This is a genomic window from Modestobacter excelsi (genome assembly GCF_005930495.1).
GTDB classification, from domain to species: Bacteria; Actinomycetota; Actinomycetes; order Mycobacteriales; family Geodermatophilaceae; genus Modestobacter; species Modestobacter excelsi.
The window spans coordinates 1-15,571 of record NZ_SJEX01000047.1; the positions used below are offsets into that span (position 1 = coordinate 1).

18 protein-coding genes and 1 riboswitch are annotated in these 15,571 nt (G+C 74.3%); of the genes, 9 read left to right on the forward strand and 9 right to left on the reverse strand.

The window, feature by feature from the left end:
- The coding region (locus tag FHL80_RS15435) for an alpha/beta fold hydrolase (protein ID WP_246078709.1) at positions 1-1,038 on the forward strand (1,038 nt) is incomplete at its 5' end.
- 44 nt (positions 1,039-1,082) lie between these two features.
- On the opposite strand, the gene FHL80_RS15440 is transcribed toward FHL80_RS15435, so the two are convergent.
- From FHL80_RS15440 to FHL80_RS15465, 5 genes are all read right to left on the reverse strand, one after another.
- A complete protein-coding gene (locus tag FHL80_RS15440) occupies positions 1,083-1,718 on the reverse strand; it encodes a polysaccharide deacetylase family protein (protein WP_138734280.1) in 636 nt (211 codons plus the stop codon).
- Between the two features lie 323 nt (positions 1,719-2,041).
- Positions 2,042-3,106: a LysM peptidoglycan-binding domain-containing protein gene (locus tag FHL80_RS26765; protein WP_216870761.1), complete on the reverse strand. Its 1,065-nt coding sequence runs from the start codon at positions 3,104-3,106 to the stop codon at positions 2,042-2,044.
- Positions 3,092-3,253, reverse strand: a riboswitch (cyclic di-AMP (ydaO/yuaA leader). (Overlaps the previous gene by 15 nt.)
- A 203-nt stretch (positions 3,254-3,456) precedes the next feature.
- Positions 3,457-3,888, reverse strand: a complete 432-nt coding sequence (locus FHL80_RS15455; protein WP_216870762.1) for a TetR/AcrR family transcriptional regulator — start codon at positions 3,886-3,888, stop codon at positions 3,457-3,459.
- A gap of 34 nt (positions 3,889-3,922) precedes the next feature.
- On the reverse strand, positions 3,923-4,504 hold the full coding sequence (locus FHL80_RS15460) for a universal stress protein (protein WP_138734281.1): 582 nt from the start codon (positions 4,502-4,504) through the stop codon (positions 3,923-3,925).
- Between the two features lie 106 nt (positions 4,505-4,610).
- Positions 4,611-5,393, reverse strand: coding sequence for a dienelactone hydrolase family protein (locus FHL80_RS15465; RefSeq protein ID WP_138734282.1), 783 nt, complete (start codon positions 5,391-5,393; stop codon positions 4,611-4,613).
- A 174-nt stretch (positions 5,394-5,567) separates the two neighbouring features.
- Here FHL80_RS15465 and FHL80_RS15470 point away from each other — a divergent pair, with 174 nt between their 5' ends.
- Entirely contained in the window at positions 5,568-6,755 is a 1,188-nt protein-coding gene (locus tag FHL80_RS15470; protein WP_138734283.1) for an FAD-dependent oxidoreductase, read from the forward strand.
- An 8-nt stretch (positions 6,756-6,763) separates the two neighbouring features.
- On the opposite strand, the gene FHL80_RS15475 is transcribed toward FHL80_RS15470, so the two are convergent.
- Positions 6,764-7,531, reverse strand: a complete 768-nt coding sequence (locus FHL80_RS15475) for a glucose 1-dehydrogenase (RefSeq protein ID WP_138734284.1) — start codon at positions 7,529-7,531, stop codon at positions 6,764-6,766.
- 196 nt (positions 7,532-7,727) lie between these two features.
- Between FHL80_RS15475 and FHL80_RS15480 the strand changes: the two genes are divergently transcribed.
- Entirely contained in the window at positions 7,728-7,985 is a 258-nt protein-coding gene (locus tag FHL80_RS15480; RefSeq protein ID WP_246078710.1) for a PspC domain-containing protein, read from the forward strand.
- Between the two features lie 30 nt (positions 7,986-8,015).
- Here the strand turns inward: FHL80_RS15480 and FHL80_RS15485 are convergent, their stop codons facing one another.
- Both FHL80_RS15485 and FHL80_RS15490 read right to left on the reverse strand, forming a co-directional pair.
- Entirely contained in the window at positions 8,016-10,157 is a 2,142-nt protein-coding gene (locus FHL80_RS15485) for an MMPL family transporter (protein WP_138734286.1), read from the reverse strand.
- Positions 10,158-10,220: 63 nt separating this feature from the next.
- Entirely contained in the window at positions 10,221-11,204 is a 984-nt protein-coding gene (locus FHL80_RS15490) for an EamA family transporter (RefSeq protein ID WP_216870763.1), read from the reverse strand.
- 68 nt (positions 11,205-11,272) lie between these two features.
- On the opposite strand from FHL80_RS15490, the gene FHL80_RS15495 reads away from it, so the two are divergent.
- The 5 genes from FHL80_RS15495 (at position 11,273) to FHL80_RS15515 (ending at position 14,287) form a co-directional block, all read left to right on the forward strand.
- Complete coding sequence (locus FHL80_RS15495; RefSeq protein ID WP_138734287.1) at positions 11,273-12,127, forward strand: LysR family transcriptional regulator; 855 nt, start codon at positions 11,273-11,275, stop codon at positions 12,125-12,127.
- 45 nt (positions 12,128-12,172) lie between these two features.
- Positions 12,173-12,448 carry a YciI family protein gene (locus FHL80_RS15500; RefSeq protein ID WP_138734288.1) on the forward strand — a complete coding sequence of 92 codons (276 nt, stop codon included), beginning with the start codon at positions 12,173-12,175 and terminating at the stop codon, positions 12,446-12,448.
- A gap of 17 nt (positions 12,449-12,465) precedes the next feature.
- Complete coding sequence (locus FHL80_RS15505; RefSeq protein WP_138734289.1) at positions 12,466-13,374, forward strand: DUF5996 family protein; 909 nt, start codon at positions 12,466-12,468, stop codon at positions 13,372-13,374.
- A gap of 139 nt (positions 13,375-13,513) precedes the next feature.
- Entirely contained in the window at positions 13,514-13,933 is a 420-nt protein-coding gene (locus tag FHL80_RS15510) for a hypothetical protein (protein ID WP_138734290.1), read from the forward strand.
- A 150-nt stretch (positions 13,934-14,083) separates the two neighbouring features.
- Entirely contained in the window at positions 14,084-14,287 is a 204-nt protein-coding gene (locus FHL80_RS15515) for a cold-shock protein (protein ID WP_014741881.1), read from the forward strand.
- Between the two features lie 99 nt (positions 14,288-14,386).
- On the opposite strand, the gene FHL80_RS15520 is transcribed toward FHL80_RS15515, so the two are convergent.
- Complete coding sequence (locus FHL80_RS15520) at positions 14,387-14,845, reverse strand: hypothetical protein (protein WP_138734291.1); 459 nt, start codon at positions 14,843-14,845, stop codon at positions 14,387-14,389.
- Positions 14,846-15,048: 203 nt separating this feature from the next.
- Here FHL80_RS15520 and FHL80_RS15525 point away from each other — a divergent pair, with 203 nt between their 5' ends.
- Positions 15,049-15,519 (forward strand): hypothetical protein, encoded by a 471-nt coding sequence (locus tag FHL80_RS15525; protein ID WP_138734292.1) that lies wholly within the window; start codon positions 15,049-15,051, stop codon positions 15,517-15,519.
- Positions 15,520-15,571 lie beyond the last annotated feature (52 nt).

Below are 15,571 nucleotides of genomic sequence, written 5' to 3' on the forward strand. Positions count from 1 at the left end.
GACATGCCCATGCCCACCGACCACGAGCTGTTCGACCTCGGCGACGTCGTCCTGCAACGGGGCGCGACCCTGCGCGGAGCCCAGCTGGCCTACAAGACGTACGGCACGCTGAACGCCGACAAGTCCAACGTGATCGTCCATCCGACGTGGTACAGCGCCTGGCACGACGCCAACGAGTGGACGATCGGGAAGGGCAAGGCCTGCGACCCGGACGAGTACTTCATCGTCGTCCCGAACCAGCTGAACAACGGCCTGTCGTCCTCCCCCAGCAACACGCCACCCCCGTACGACGGGCCGAACTTCCCGCCGGTCACCTTCTACGACCAGGTCGAGGTCCAGCACCGGCTGCTCACGGAGAAGTGGGGCATCGAGTCGATCGAGCTGGTGCTGGGGTCGTCCATGGGAGCAGGGCAGACCTACCAGTGGGCCGTGAGCCATCCCGAGATGGTGAAGCGGGCCGCGCCGATCGTCGGTTCGCCGGTCACCAGCGAGCACAACCAGGTCTTCCTGAAGAGCCTCCGCGCCGCGCTCACCGCCGACCCCGTCTTCAACGGCGGGCGGTACTCCCCCGGCGCGCTGCCCACGGTCGGGCTCCGCGCCTTCGCCCGGATCTACGCCGGTTGGGGGCTGTCCCAGGCCTTCTACTGGCAGCGCGAGTACCGCAACATCGGCTTCTCCTCGCTCGAGGACTTCCTCGTCGGGTTCTGGGAGGGCTTCTGGCTCGACGACCGGGACCCGAACAACCTGCTGGGCATGCTGTGGACGTGGGAGCACGGCGACGTCGGACAGACGCCGGGGTTCGACGGCGACACCGAGGCCGCGTTGCGGTCCATCCGCTGCCCGCTGCTCGCCATGCCCGGGAGGACCGACCTGTACTTCCCACCCGAGGACGAGGAGTGGGCGTCCCAGTTCATCGCGAACGGGGAGGTCCGGGTGATCCCGAGCATCTACGGTCACTTCGCCGGGCTGGGCAACAACCCCGCCGACAACGACTTCATCGACCACGCGCTCACGGCGCTGCTGGAGCGCCCCGTCTGAGACCAGCGCCCGGGCGCCGTGCGGATGCGGTGACGGATTCGCGGTCAGCGGACGCAGTACCCCATGTCGGCCAGTCCGGCGAGGATCATGGGCAGTGCTTCGGGGGTGTTGGCTCCGGTGCCGTCGTGCAGGAGGATGACGCTGCCCGGCCGCACCGCCCGCAGCACGCGGTCCCGGACGGTCGTCGCGGGTGGATCGGCCCAGTCGCGCGGGTCGACCGTCCACAGCACCATCGAGGTGAGCCCGACGCCCGAGGCTGCCGCCTCCACCGTGGAGTTCGTCGCCCCGTACGGCGGGCGCCACTGCGTCGGTGTCGTCCCGGTCACCCGTGTGACGACGTCGTTGGTGTCCTGCAGTTCCGACTCGACCTGCGCCCGGGCCAGCGTGGTGAGGTCCGGGTGGTCCCAGGAGTGGTTCCCGATGGTGTGGCCCTCCTGACTCTCGCGCTGGACGAGAGCGGGGTGGGCGCCGGCCATCTGGCCGACCACGAAGAAGGTCGCGGTCACCCCGTGTGCCGCGAGGGTGTCGAGGATGTCTGGCGTGGCCGTGCGGTTGGGACCGTCGTCGAAGGTCAGGCGGACGTGGCCGGCCCCGCACGGCTCCGGTGCCGCCTGAGCGGGAACGGCCGGCAGCAGCAGCCCGCAGACCGCCGCGATGACGAGCAACGTCCGAGACCGCATGGGAAACGGTTGCACACCGCGCCGAGGCGCGCAGCAACTCGCGGCACCCGATTCCTCGAGTGCCCGGGATGACGACTCCCGCGGTGCCGCTCCGACCCGACCCGGGCGCTCACCGCAGAGCACGGCGCCCGGCCGCTGGGACCTGGTGCCGGAGTCAGCTCGAAGGTCAGCCCCCGAGGTCGGCGCGGTGGTCACCGCCCGTCCGAGGCACCGTCGTGGCAGGGGCCCCGGGCGAAGCAGGGGACCACGGCCACCGGCCGAGACCGACAGCGACCCCCGCCCGCGGACGGGTGGGGGTCGCTGTCGGTGCTGGGAGCGGTGGCTCAGCCCTCGTAGTTCACGTGGACGTGGTCCATGTGGTTCGCCGTGGCGCTGCCCCGGTCCTCCATCTGCTTCCAGGAGCCGGTCGGCGAGGTGAGGATCTCCTGCTCCCAGATGATGTAGTCCACACCGAGCTCGTCCCAGTGGGCGAGGTGGTAGGCGACGATCTCGTCGCCGAGGGCCGCGTTCTCGAGCACCATGTAGTCCACGGCCAGCCCGGACGGGTGGCCGCCCGGGTCGACCGCGCTGGCGCGGGTGCCGCCGAGGGTGATGCCGTCGGCGCCGGGGACGTTGCTGACGACCGCGTTCGCAGCGGCCTGCGCCTGCGGCTTGACCGCGCCGGCGCTGTTGGTGATGTGCGCCTCGGTGGTGGTCGCCACGAGCGTGTGGGTCGTGACGGGGGCGGGCGCCGCCACGACCGAGGTGGCCGGCGCGGCCCCGGAGGTCGCCAGCACCTGACCCGGGACGAGGACGTCCGGGTTGCTCCCGATGACGCCGGCGTTGAGCTGGTAGAGCTCGTGCCACGACTCACCGTGGGCGGCGGCGATCTTCGCCAGCGTGTCTCCCCGCACCACCGTGTAGGTGCCCGCCGGAGCGGCGTCCCCGGCGACCGAGACCTTCTCCGGCGCGGCGACCGGGGCGGGCGCGGGAGCAGGAGTCCCGACGGCGACCGCCGTGGTGCCGTCCGTCAGGCGCTTGCCACAGGTCGGCCAGGCGCCGATGCCCTGCCCGGCGAGGACCTTCTCGGCGATCTGGACCTGCTCGGCCGGCGTCGCCAGGTCCGCGCGGGCCGCGAGGCCGGTGCCGCCGTACCCGGCCCACGTCGACTGGCTGAACTGCAGGCCGCCGTAGTAGCCGTTGCCGGTGTTGATGTCCCAGTCCCCGCCGGACTCGCACTGGGCGACACCGGTCCAGTCGTGGGTGGTGGCGGCCTGCGCCGCCGGGGTGCTCAGGACGCTCAGTCCGACGACGGTCGCGCCTGCGGCGACGGGTACGCCGGCGAGGGCGTGCTTGGTGCGGACATAGCGGGGTGCGCGGTGCTTGGCCATGGTGATGTCTCCGATCACCGCCTGCGGGGTCAGCTGTCGGGTTCGGGCGATCGGTGCCCGGCCGCGGTCTGCGGCTTCACCCCGAGGCGCCATGCCGGAGGCATGTGCGCCGAGTTCGTGGGTCCCCCACCCCTGCCCTGGGTTCTGATGAGGCAGCCGGTGGGCAGAGCTCGGCGGTCCGGCGCCACGCTCACGGGTTGGGTGAGCGCCACAAGAAGTTATGAGTCGACTTGTCGACTGTCGTCGTGATGCGCGTCACTCTTCCGTTTCGGGCGGCGTTTCCGCTGGTCCGAGAGGAGGGTTCTCGGCACGGCGGCCGGCCCCGCCCGGCGAGTCCGCCCCGGCGTGTCGGCCGATCGTGCGCTGCCTCACGCGGACCGCGGGTCCCGCAGGGACGTCAGGAGGTCGGCGAAGGCGTGGTCGACCCGATCGGTGTCGCCGGTGGCGTCCAGGTCCATGATCAGCCCGCGGATGACGGCGAGGACGAGCGTCGCCAGCTCCGGACGCCCGAGGGTGCGGAGCCCGTCCTCCAGCGGTGGGAGCCGGTCCGTCGTGGCCTCCCGCCGGAAGCCGGGCCACAGCTGTTGCTCCGCGTCCTCCCGCAGCCGCCCTGACATGCTCAGGTAGCGCCGCCCCCCTCGACCCGTCATGCCGGCCCAGGCGCGGCCGAGCGTCGTCAGGTGGTCCTCGTCCGGCCGCACCCGCAGCAGCGCCTCGAAGTCCTGCCGCTGACGGCTCCGCGCCCGCTGCAGCACCGCGCGGAGCAGCGCCTCCTTCGTGCCGAAGTGGTACAGCAGCATCCGGGTCGAGGTGCCGGAGGCGACGGCGAATGCCTCAGCGGCTGTCCGCCGGCACCGGGTCGGCGTGCCGGCGCTGCCGGTGCAGCCGCAGCCGGTGGTGGTGGGCCTCCGGCGAGTGGACCACCGTGACCGGGCAGGTCGCGTGCATCGCGCACTGGATGCTCGTCGAGCCGAGCAGCACGGTGTGGAAGCCACCGTGCCCCCGGCTGCCCACCACCAGCAGGTCCGCGCCGTCCGACTCGCGGACGAGCACGTCCGCCGGGGAGCCGGGCACCGCGTGGACCTGCACCTCCGGCATCGCGCCGGCCGATCCGCCCGCGGCCGCGTCGACCACCGCGCGGACCCTGTCCACGCACTGGCTCCTCAGCGTGTCCCGGATCCGCGCCTCCTCGGTCGCGCCGAGTCCGCTGAACTCCCCCTGCCAGGCCGGCACCCGGTAGGCGATGACCGCCACGACCGGCACGCCACGCCGCGCCGCGTCCTCGAGCGCGAACCCCAGCGCCGCCTGGGAGCCCGCCGAGCCGTCGACCGCCACCACCACCCGGGGCCCGCGCGAGACCTCGGGTCCGGCCGAGGGCTGCTCCACGTACAGCGACTCCTCCTCGTCGTGCACCACGCCACCTCCTCCGCTCCGCCTCACCCGGATGGTCCTCCGACCGGGCAGCGGCCACCAGGGCCCACCGACCCCGGTGCACCGAGGTGCCCCGGGCGGCCCCCGGACCTCACGCTCCGGGCGCGTCCCCCTCGGGACGACGGGCGGCGTCAGCGCTGAGGTGCTCGGCGAAGAAGGCCTCGATGCGTGCCCACGCATCGGCCGCGGCGACCGGGTCGGGCTGGAACTTCAGCACCCGGCGCAGCAACGGGCGCAGCACCCGGGGCCCGGGGTCGGTGTCGTCGAGGAAGCCGTGCCCCGCCGTCGGGTACTCGTGGACGTCGTGCGGCACACCCAGCCGGGTCAGCACCCCCTCCAGCTGCGCCGCAGTCCCGCGCAGCGCGGGGTCACGACCGCCGTAGCTGGCCACGATCGGGCAGGCGCCGGCCAGGGCACGGTCCGGGTCCTCCGGCAGGCGGGCGTAGTTGGCCGACGACACGTCGAATCCGCGCGGTGCGGTCAGCAGCGCGAAGCCGCCGCCCATGCAGAACCCCAGGACGCCGATCCGCCCGGTGCAGTCGGGCAGCGATGCCAGGTGGGTGCGGGCGGCCTCCACGTCGACGAACGCCCGGCCGGACCCGGCGGCGATCGCGCGGAACGTCGGCACCAGGCAGCGCCGCGCCCCGCCGGCGGTGAACAGGTCGGGCATCAGGGACAGGTAGCCCGCGGCGGCCATCCGCTCCACCTGCCGCCGCATGACGTCGTCGATGCCGAACAGCTCGTGCACCAGCACCACGCCCGGCCAGGGTCCCGGTCCCGGGGGGATGCCGAGCACGCCGCGCAGTCCCGGCGTCCCGCCTGCGCCGCTGGTCAGCACGACGTCCTGCAGTCGCGGACCGTGGGGATCGGTCATCGTCCGGCCTCCCTGCTGCCTGCTCCCGCTGGGGAGAGGAGCGATGCTGGCAGAGCCGCGCCCGCGTGTCACCCCGCACGGCGCGCAGCAGGGGCTGGGCAGCGGGTGGCCGGGTGTGGGGGAATGCACCCGGCTCCCTCGAGGGGCGGACTCGACGCGGGATCGGGGGACGCGATGAGAGCAGTCGTGGTGGGTGGCGGGGTCGCCGGACCGGTCGCCGCCATGGCCCTGCAGAAGGCGGGCATCGGCGCGACCGTCCACGAGGCGCACCCCGCTCCGGACGGCGACGTCGGGGCGTGGCTGGGCGTCCAGGTCAACGGCCTGGACGCGCTGCGGGTGATCGAGGCGGACCAGGTGGTCCGCGAGGTCGGCCATCCGACGCCGGTGATCGAGTTCCGCAGCGGCACCGGCAGGCGGCTGGGCGAGCTCCCGACCGGTCGCGACGGGGTCGTCGGTGTGTCGGTGCAGCGCTCCGAGCTGTACCGGGCGTTGCACGCCGAGGCGCTGCGCCGGGGCATCGAGGTGCGCTACGGCTCCCGGCTGGTCGATGCCCGCAGCACCCCCGACGGCGTGACGGCGACCTTCGCCGACGGCAGCACCGAGTCGGCCGACCTGCTCGTCGGTGCCGACGGCGTTCGCTCGTCGGTGCGCGCACTGCTGGACCCGGACGCCGCACCGCCCCGCTTCGTCCCGGTGCTGAACACCGCCGGCTACTCCGCGCACACCCCGGCCGGCGCGGAGGTGGGTCGGCTGACGATGGTCATGGGCCGACGGTCCTTCTTCGGCTGGCTCCCTTCACCGGACGGCCGGACGTGGTGGTTCGCCAACCCGCCCGCGCGACAGGAGCCGGCGGACGGCGCGGTCGCCGCTCGGTCCGACGCGGAGTGGCGTGCCCTGCTGCGCGACCTCCACGGAGCCGACCGGTCCCCCGCCGTCGCCCTCGTCGACGCGACGCCGCACCAGCTGCGGGGGTGGACGACGTACGACGTCCCGTCCGTGCGCCGCTGGCACGACGGGCAGCGCGTGGTGCTCATCGGGGACGCCGCGCACGCGACGTCGCCGGCCGCCGGCCAGGGATCGTCGCTGGCCATCGAGGACGCCGTCGTCCTCGCCCGCTGCCTCCGCGACCTGCCCGTGCCCGCGGCGCTGCCGGCCTACGAGCGCGCGCGGCGCGACCGGACCCAGCGGGTCGTCGCCCAGGGCTTCCGGACCAGCAGCGCCAAGTCGCCGCCCGCGGTGGGCCGCGTCGTCCGCGACCTGGTCATGCCGGTGGTGCTGCGGTACCGGGACCCGCGCGCCTGGGTCCGCGACCACCACGTCGACTGGGACGCGCATGCCGCGACCGGCCGGACACCTGCCTGAGACGCTGCTCAGAAGACGGTGTACCCGCCGTCGACCACGAGCACCGAGCCGGTCATGAACGACGACGCGGGGCTGGCCAGGAACACCACCGCCGGGGCGATCTCCTCGGGCTCGGCCGCGCGCTGCAGCGGTGCGTCGTCGACCCAGTGCCGCTTGAACTGCGGCTGGTCGATCGGCGTCATGTCGGTGCGGACGTAGCCCGGGGCGACCGCGTTGACCCGGACGCCGTGCGGCGCCCACTCCGCGGCCAGCGACTTCGTCAGGTGGTGCACCGCGGCCTTGGAGGCGTTGTAGGCCGGCTGCCACTGCGGGCGGTTCACGATCTGCCCGGACATCGACCCGATGTTGACGATCACGCCCCCGCCCGCGCCGATCATCTGCTCGCCGAAGACCTGGCAGCCGTGCCAGACACCGTTCACGTTGACCCGCATGACCTCGTCCCACTCGTCCTCGGTCACCTCGAGCGCCGGTCGGTGGATGCAGGCGCCGGCGTTGTTGACCAGCACGTCGGCCCGGCCGAGGTCCGCCGCGATCTCCCGGGCGACCGCCACGACGGATCCCCGGTCCGCGACGTCGGCGCGGAAGGCCGCGGCCCGGACGCCCGCGGCGGTCAGCTCCTCGACGACCGCGCTGCTCGCGGCTGCGTCCCGCGCCACGATCGCGATCGTGGCGCCGGCCTCCCCCAGCGCACGGGCGAAGGCCCGCCCCAGGCCGCGGTTCCCGCCGGTGACCACGGCGACCTTGCCGTCCAGCCGGAAGCTGTCGAGGACCGTCATGCGGCGACCGTCCCACACCACCGCCCGCACGTCCTGGCGGAGCGGGGACGTACCCCGTTGTGGAGCGACCAGCGCGCGAGGAGCCTTGCGGGGCATGACAGCCACACCGCCTCCCGGCCCCCCGACGCCTCCTCCGCCTCCGGCCGACGGGCCGCCGCCCTCCTGGCAGCAGGCGCCTCCGCCCCCGGCAGCCTCGGTGCCGCCGCGTCCGGCGCTCCGGCGGAGCACCACCAACCGGGTGCTCGGCGGGGTGTGCGGTGGCCTGGCGGAGTACACCGGCGTCGAGGCGCTGCTCTGGCGCATCGGCTTCGTCGCGCTGGCCTTCCTCGGCGCGGGCGTCCTGGTGTACCCGCTGCTCTGGATCCTGCTGCCGGCCGGCACGGCCCCGGCCGAGGCCGCCCCGGCACCCCGCCTGCGCGAGACCCTGCAGAACGGCCGGACCCCCAACCGCTGAGTCGCCGTCCCGGGCGGCGGAGCTCGTCGGCTACACGCGGGTGAGGGGCCGGTCCTCCGCCGTCCGTTCCTGACGGTCCTCGACCAGCGGGGACGGCTGGACCCGCAGCACCCGGGCCAGCCCGGCCGGCAGCCACCAGTTCCACGTGCCGAGCAGGCTGACCAGCGCCGGCACCAGCAGCGCCCGCACCAGGGTGGCGTCGATGAGGATGCCCACGCCCAGCGCCGTCCCGATCACCTTGATGTCGGTGCCCGGCGAGGACGCCAGCGCGGCGAAGGAGAAGAACAGGATCAGCGCGGCCGAGGTCACCAGCCGGCCGGTGCGGCCGAGACCGGTGACCACCGCCGCCCTGGTGCTGCCCGTGGCGTCGTACTCCTCCCGCATCCGGGCCAGGATGAACACCTCGTAGTCCATGGACAGCCCGAACAGGAACGCGAAGATGATCACCGGCAGCCAGAAGGTGATCGCGCCCGTTCCCTCGATCCCGAAGACCGCCCCGGAGCCGTGGCCCTCCTGCCAGAACCAGGTCACGGCGCCGAACACCGCCGCCAGCGAGACCAGGTTGAGCAGCACCGCCTTGATCGGCAGCAGCAACGACCGGAACGTGCGCACCAGCAGCACGAAGGTGATCACCGCGATCAGCGCCAGCACGTAGGGGAAGGTGTCGTACACCGCCGAGAAGTAGTCCTGCACGATCGCGCCCGTCCCGGCGACGCCCACGCTGCCGTCGGTCGCGCTCTCGACGGCAGCGCGGACGTCGTTGACCACCTCGATGCTCTGGCCGTCGACCGTCTCGCTCTCGGGGACGACGTCGACGACGGTGGTCCCGTTGCTGCTGCCCCCGGCCACGGCCATCCGGACGCCGGGGACGTCGCCCGCCGCCCGGAGCGCCGCCTCGGCCTGGTCGTCGGGCACCAGCACCTCGATCGGGGTGAGCACCCCGGTGCCGACACCACCCCGCTCCAGCTGCTGCAGCGCGTCGAACGGCGGCCCGCTGCTGGCCAGCGACGCGCTGTTCGCCTGGCCGATCTTCATGCCGAACACCGGCGCGATGACCACCGCGAGCACCAGCACGGCGGCGCCGGCGGCGAGCCAGCGCCGGCGCACGATGAGCCGCGCCCAGGCGGTCCAGCCGCGCGCCGCGACCGCGTCGTGCCGGATCCGCGGCCAGTCGACCCGCGGTCCGACCTTGGACAGCAGGGCGGGCAGCAGGGTCAGCACCACCGCCACGCTGACCAGCGGGATGAGCATCCCGCCCAGTCCCATGCTCCGCAGGAACGGCACCGGCACGATGACCAGGGCCAGCAGGCTGATCGCGACCGTCACGCCCGAGGCGAGCACCGCGTGCCCGGCCGTCCGGACGGCGACGACGACGGCCTCGTCGTTGCCGCGACCGTGGGCCCGCTCCTCCCGCCAGCGGGAGACCAGCAGCAGCGAGTAGTCGATGGCCACGCCCAGCCCGACCAGGGCGATGAGGAACTGCACGACGAAGCTCACGTCGGTCAGGTAGGTCAACCCCAGGACCAGCAGGAACGTCGTCAGGATCGACACCGCGGCGATCAGCAGCGGGACGAGGGCCAGGAACGACGCGAAGACGAACAACAGCACCGCCAGCGCCCCGACGGCACCGAACAGGGTCTCCACCAGCACGCTGGGCCCCTCGGTGTCCCCACCGGCCGACAGCAGCACGTACGACGTCAGCCCGGTGTCCAGCCCGGCCGCCGCGGCCGCCTGCTCGAACGCGGGCTGCACCTGCGCCTCGGTGCCCGGCCCGAAGCCCGCGGGCATCGGGCCCTGCACCAGGGCGAAGGTGCTGCGCCCGTCGTCGGTGACGAACCGGCTGTCCCCCGTGCTGCCCAGGTCGACCACCCGGACCGAGGGGACCGCCGTCCGGACCGCCTCGAAGACGCCGGCGACGTCGGCCTGCCGCTCGGCCACCGTGCTGCCCTCCGGCACGGTCAGCACCGGCACCAGGGTGTCCGCGGTGCTCGTGCCGAACGTCGCGATGAGCTGCTCCTCGGCCTCGTAGCCGGGCTGGCCGGGCAGCGAGAAGTCGAAGGACAGCCGGTCGGTGACCGTGCCGGCGACCGCTCCGCCGGCGACCATGGTCACCAGCCAGCCGAGGACGACGAGCAGGCGGTGGCGCAGGACGAACCGGGCGAGGGACTCCACAACGTGCTCCCTGGGCAGCCGTGAGCAGGCAGGTGGTGCGCGTGGTCCCCGTGCGCGGCGAGGCTAGCGGCGGCCCGCGGCGCGTGGGGCGGCCCGAACCGCACGGTCCCGTTCTCCGGGGACGCGCCCGGCGTGTCCTCGGGGCGTGCCCCGCCGGGCGAGCAGCTGGCTCACGACGTTGGCTCCCACGATGGCCGCGATGCCGCACCATGCGTCCCAGGGCAGCGCCTCCCCCAGGACGACGAGGCCCACGACCGCGGCGAGCATCGGGTTGATGCTCATGAAGACGCCGTAGGCACCGGCAGGCACCCGGCGCAACGCCCGCAGGTCGACGGCCAGGGGCACCGCGGAGGCGAGCACCCCGGCCGTGACGGCACAGAGCACCGTCGCCGGGGAGGGCGGGGAGGTGACCAGCACCGAGACGCCGATCGGCACGAAGACGAGGGCGGACAGCCCCGCTGCCGTCGCCGGCCCCGCGCCGCCGGACACCCGTGCCCCGATCTCCCGGTTGACCAGGATGTAGCCCGCCCAGCACGCGGCCGCGAGCAGGCCGCAGGCGATCCCCGCCGGGTCGGTCGCCGGCTGCGGCCGGCTCAGCACGACCACGCCGACGGCGGCCACCAGCGCGCACAGGAGGTCGACCCGGCGGCGCGAGGTGGCCAGCGCGACCGCGAGCGGACCCAGGAACTCGAGGGTGACCGCGAGACCGAGCCCGATCCGGTCGACCGCCGAGTACAGCGACAGGTTCATCGTCGCGAAGACCGCGGCCAGCAGCAGCACCGGCCGCCACTGGGCCGCGGTGAACCGCCACGGCCGGGGGCGGGTCGCGGCGACCAGCACCGCTCCGGCGACCCACTGCCGGACGGCCACCACGCCCAGCGCGCCGATCACCGGGAAGGCGAGGGTCCCGACCGCGGCCCCTACCTGGTTGGACAGCGCGCTGCCGACCATCATCGCCACGCCCACCGCGGATCCCGACGACCGGTCCGGGACCGCAGCGGCGGTGCGGTCAGCGGGACGCTGGACGGGCTGGATGACCGGCTGCACAACCCGAGCCTGCAGGTCCGGGGGCCTTGCGCAAAATGCAATCCGCGCAATCGTTATACGCTGAGCGCATGGCTCTCGAGCTGCGCCACCTCCGCTGCCTGGTGGCCATCGTGGACGCCGGGACGCTCACCGACGCCGCCGCGGAGCTCGATGTCTCCCAGGCCGCCGTCTCCCGCACCCTGGCTGGCCTGGAGGCCGAGCTGGGCACCCGGTTGCTGCGGCGCACCGCCCGCCAGGTGAGCGTGACGCCGGCCGGCGAGCGGGTGCTGGGCCGCGCGCGCCGGCTGCTGGCGGCGGCCGAGGACCTGGTGGCCGAGGCGGGTGGGCACGCCACCCGGCTGCGGATCGGCTACGCCTGGTCGGCGATGGGCCGGCACACGGTGGCCTTCCAGCGGCGCTGGGCCGCCCTGCACCCGGACACCGAGGTGCAGTTGGTGCGCACCAACTCCGCGACCGCGGGTCTCGCCGAGGGCGCCTGCGACCTCGCGGTGCTCCGGGTGCTGCCCGACACGCGGCGGTTCGACAGCGCGCTGGTGGGCTCCGAGCGCCGGGTGTGCGCCCTCGCCGCCGACGATCCGTGGGCGCGCCGCCGCTCGCTGCGGCTGGCCGAGGTGGGCGAGCGGACGCTGGTGGTCGACCGGCGGACGGGGACGACGACGCCCGACCTGTGGCCCTCCGACGCCCGTCCGGCGGTCGAGCACACCTCCGACGTCGATGACTGGCTGACCGTGATCGCCGCTGGCCGCTGCGTCGGCGTCACCGCCGAGGGCACGGCCGCGCAGTACCGGCGGCCAGGTGTGGTCTACCGGCCGATCCGGGACGCCGAGCCGATCGCCGTCCGGCTGGCGTGGTGGCGCGACGACCCACCCGCCACCACGGCCGCCGCCGTCGCGCTGCTGGCCGATCTGTACCGCGAGGGATGACCGGGGTCTCCCCTCCCCGGCCGAGCCGGGCCAGGATGCCGGGGCATGAAGTACGTGATGAGCTACCGCGCGGTCGAGGACTTCCTGCCGCTGGCCCAGCAGCACGGCCCGGCGCACGTCGCCCGGCTGCACGAGTTCCGCGACCGCGGTCTCCTGCTCATGGTCGGCACGTTCGACGAGCCGATGAACGGCGACGCGATGGGCGTCTTCACCACCCGTGAGGCGGCCGAGGAGTTCATCGCAGGGGACCCCTTCGTCCTGGGCGGCGTGGTCGCCAGCCACTCGGTGCGCCCGTGGAACGAGGTCCTGCAGCCGGGGTGAGCTGCGAGCATCACGGCATGACCACCCCGTCCGCACCGCCGTTCGAGCCGTGGCCGGCCCTGCCCCTGGAGCAGTGGCAGGACACCCGGGACACCCTGCACCTGTGGACCCAGGTGGTCGGCAAGGTCCGGCTGGCGCTCGCGCCCGCCGCCAACCACTGGTGGCACGTCCCGCTCTACGTGGATGCGCGCGGTCTGACCACCTCGCTGATGCCCTACCGGGGCCGCGGCCTGGAGGTCGTGCTCGACCTGACCGCCCACGAGCTGCAGCTGCTCACCACCCTCGGCGAGCGCCGGCGGATGAGCCTGGAGCCCCGCAGCGTCGCCGACTTCACCGCGGAGTTCCGGGCGCACCTGCGCGAGCTCGACGTCGACGTGCCGATCCACCCGGTGCCGGTCGAGGTCGTCGAGGCGATCCCGTTCGACGAGGACACCGAGCACGCCAGCTACGACCCGGACGCCGTCCACCGCTTCTGGACGTCGCTGGTGAGCGCGCACCGGGTGCTGAGCCGGTTCCGCGGCGAGTTCCGCGGCAAGTCCAGCCCGGTGCACTTCTTCTGGGGGGCCTTCGACCTCGCGGTCACCCGCTTCTCCGGCCGGCCCGCACCACGGCACCCCGGCGGGGTGCCGCACTGCCCCGACCCGGTCATGGTCGAGGCCTACAGCGAGGAGGTGTCCAGCTGCGGGTACTGGCCGGGAGGCGCCGCCGAGGGCGCCTTCTACGCCTACGCCTACCCCGAGCCGCCCGGGTACCGGACCAGCCCGGTGAGCCCCGGGACGGCGGCCTTCGACGAGGCGCTCGGCGAGTTCGTGCTGCCCTACGCCGACCTGCGGCAGGCCGCCGACCCCGACGCGCACCTGCTGGAGTTCCTGTCCTCCACGCACGCGGCCGCCGCCCGCACCGCGAGCTGGCCGACCCGGGGCTGAGCCGGCGCGGGGCTCACCCGGAGGGGTGACGCCGCCGGGCACAGGCGGCGCGCAGGCTCGCGGAGCGGGCACCGGGTGTCGTTGAGGGACCGTTCGGTCCACACGGCAGGTCGGTCCACACGGGCAGGGAGGCAGGGCGATGAGGGTCGCGTTCTCGGTGTACGGCGTGCTGTACGTCGTCATCGAGATCGTCGGGTACCAGCTGGAGCGGGTCAGCTGGCCGGAGATCACCGCCCTGGACGTCGCCACCGCGGTGACCAACGCGCTCCTGACCGTGGCGGTGCTGGTCGCCGCGCTCGTCGCGGTCGACGTGCTGGGCCACCGCTGGCGCCGCCACCGGCGGGCGCTCGCCGCGGAGCGCACCCGGCTGGCCGCGGCGCAGTGGACCGAGCTCGAGCCGCTCCCCGTGCACGCCTGGCGCCCGGAGCCGCTGGCGCTGCCCGCCGCCCCTGCTCCGGAGCCGAGCGGTCCGGCCCGGACCGCCTACGCGCCGAACGCCTACTCCCGCCGTGCCTGGCCGGACGCGGCCGCCGCGGACGCCTCCGGCCGGCTGCTCTGAGCCGCCCGGGCCGGCTGCCGAACGGCTCCGTGCAGGAACTTTCGGGCACCGGTTCCCCACGGAGGGCTTCGAGCCGCTAGTGTTCTCTTCGTCGGGAAGGCCCTGCGCTCTGGCAGGACCCCGACGCACGACCTCAGCTAGGAGCGAGCAATGCCCGAAGGAACAGTGAAGTGGTTCAACGCAGAGAAGGGGTTTGGCTTCGCCACCCCGGACGGCGGCGGCCCGGACGTCTTCGTCCACTACTCGGCCATCCAGACCAGCGGGTACCGCTCGCTCGATGAGGGCCAGCGCATCTCGTTCGACATCGAGCAGGGCCAGAAGGGCCCGCAGGCGGCGAACGTCAACCCGGTCTGATCCTCAGACCGAGGAGCTGAACGCAGCCCTCTCGAACCACCGACAGTGCCCCCGCCCGGGAGATCGGGCGGGGGCACTGTCGTGTTCCGGGCAGGCCGGTCAGCGCTGCCGGGGCACGTACCCGCCGATCAGCGCGGACATCAGCAGCGCCCCGTCGTCCGGGCCGAGTGCGGCCGCGGCGTCGGCCATCGCGCGCCAGCGGCCGCGCTCGACGTCGGTCATCGCCCCGGTGGCGCGCGCCTCGAGCTGCTCGAGCAGCCGCTCCCACTCCCCCTGCGGCGTGGGCCAGAGCCCGACGAGCCGGCGGGCCTCGGCGGAGATGGCGGTGAACCGGACGATCTCTCCGGCGTGGTTGGTCAGCGCCTGCGCGTACCCGGCGGTGACCAGCGCATTGGCCGCGGAGACCACCTGCGGCCTGGGCAGGCCGCTGGCCGGGACGACCGCCCCCAGGTAGGGCGCGCTGCCGTGCGGCGGCTCGTCGATCAGCCGCGCGATCGCGCGGAGCACGGGGAGGTCGCGGGTGAACCAGGTGTCGGCCAGGGGCTGCGGGGTGCTCATGGGTCCTCTCGGCGGACGGCGGCGCCACCGGACGCGACGCCGCGCCCACGGTACGAGCACCGCGCGAGCGGTCGGTGCGCCGACGTCGTGAGCCCGTGCCGCCCGGTCGTCGGCCGTGCCCACTTCGTTACCGGACGTTGACCGCTCGTAGCTCAGCGCACTGGGAGGATGAAGGGGTCCCACCGCGCGCACCGAGGAGTCCCATGTCCCTCTCCCGCGCCCTCCGCCCCGTCGTCCTCGGTCTCGTCGCCGGGGCGCTGGTGACCGGCGGTCTGACGACGGCTGCCTCGCCCGCGGCGGCCGCCCCCTCTGGGGTGGTGGCCGTCGACGCCGGCACCTCCGGGGACGCCACCGCGGCGATCAGCGACCCCACACCGCTCCGGGGAGACCGGGTCACCGTGACCGGTGCCGGGTTCGACGCGGACGAGGAGGTCACCGCCTCCCTGCCCTCCCGCAACCACGGGCAGCTCGGCAGCGCGGTCGCCGGCGCGGACGGACGCGTGTCCTTCGCGGTGAGCGTGCCGACGACCCTGCCCGACGGCGACCAGGAGGTGCTGCTCACCGGCACCTCCGGCGAGCGGGCGAGCACCGGCTTCGCGCTCCGCCCGCTGCTGGAGGACGTGCTCGACCGGTTCCTGCGGTGGTGGCCGGAGCACCGGGCCGACGCGGGGTGACCTCGCCGGACAGCCAGCCGACCAGGGACGACGGCTCCGCCGCACGGCTGGC

Excerpts from the sequence above, each read along its gene's own strand:
- FHL80_RS15475 (WP_138734284.1), bottom strand. The coding sequence starts at position 7,531 with ATGACGGTCCTCGACAGCTTCCGGCTGGACGGCAAGGTCGCCGTGGTC.
- FHL80_RS15465 (WP_138734282.1), bottom strand. The coding sequence starts at position 5,393 with ATGACCGATCCCCACGGTCCGCGACTGCAGGACGTCGTGCTGACCAGC.
- FHL80_RS15500 (WP_138734288.1), top strand. The coding sequence starts at position 12,173 with ATGAAGTACGTGATGAGCTACCGCGCGGTCGAGGACTTCCTGCCGCTG.
- FHL80_RS15470 (WP_138734283.1), top strand. The coding sequence starts at position 5,568 with ATGAGAGCAGTCGTGGTGGGTGGCGGGGTCGCCGGACCGGTCGCCGCC.
- FHL80_RS15455 (WP_216870762.1), bottom strand. The coding sequence starts at position 3,888 with ATGCTGCTGTACCACTTCGGCACGAAGGAGGCGCTGCTCCGCGCGGTG.
- FHL80_RS15440 (WP_138734280.1), bottom strand. The coding sequence starts at position 1,718 with ATGCGGTCTCGGACGTTGCTCGTCATCGCGGCGGTCTGCGGGCTGCTG.
- FHL80_RS15515 (WP_014741881.1), top strand. The coding sequence starts at position 14,084 with ATGCCCGAAGGAACAGTGAAGTGGTTCAACGCAGAGAAGGGGTTTGGC.
- FHL80_RS15510 (WP_138734290.1), top strand. The coding sequence starts at position 13,514 with ATGAGGGTCGCGTTCTCGGTGTACGGCGTGCTGTACGTCGTCATCGAG.
- FHL80_RS15495 (WP_138734287.1), top strand. The coding sequence starts at position 11,273 with ATGGCTCTCGAGCTGCGCCACCTCCGCTGCCTGGTGGCCATCGTGGAC.
- FHL80_RS15525 (WP_138734292.1), top strand. The coding sequence starts at position 15,049 with ATGTCCCTCTCCCGCGCCCTCCGCCCCGTCGTCCTCGGTCTCGTCGCC.
- FHL80_RS15505 (WP_138734289.1), top strand. The coding sequence starts at position 12,466 with ATGACCACCCCGTCCGCACCGCCGTTCGAGCCGTGGCCGGCCCTGCCC.
- FHL80_RS15520 (WP_138734291.1), bottom strand. The coding sequence starts at position 14,845 with ATGAGCACCCCGCAGCCCCTGGCCGACACCTGGTTCACCCGCGACCTC.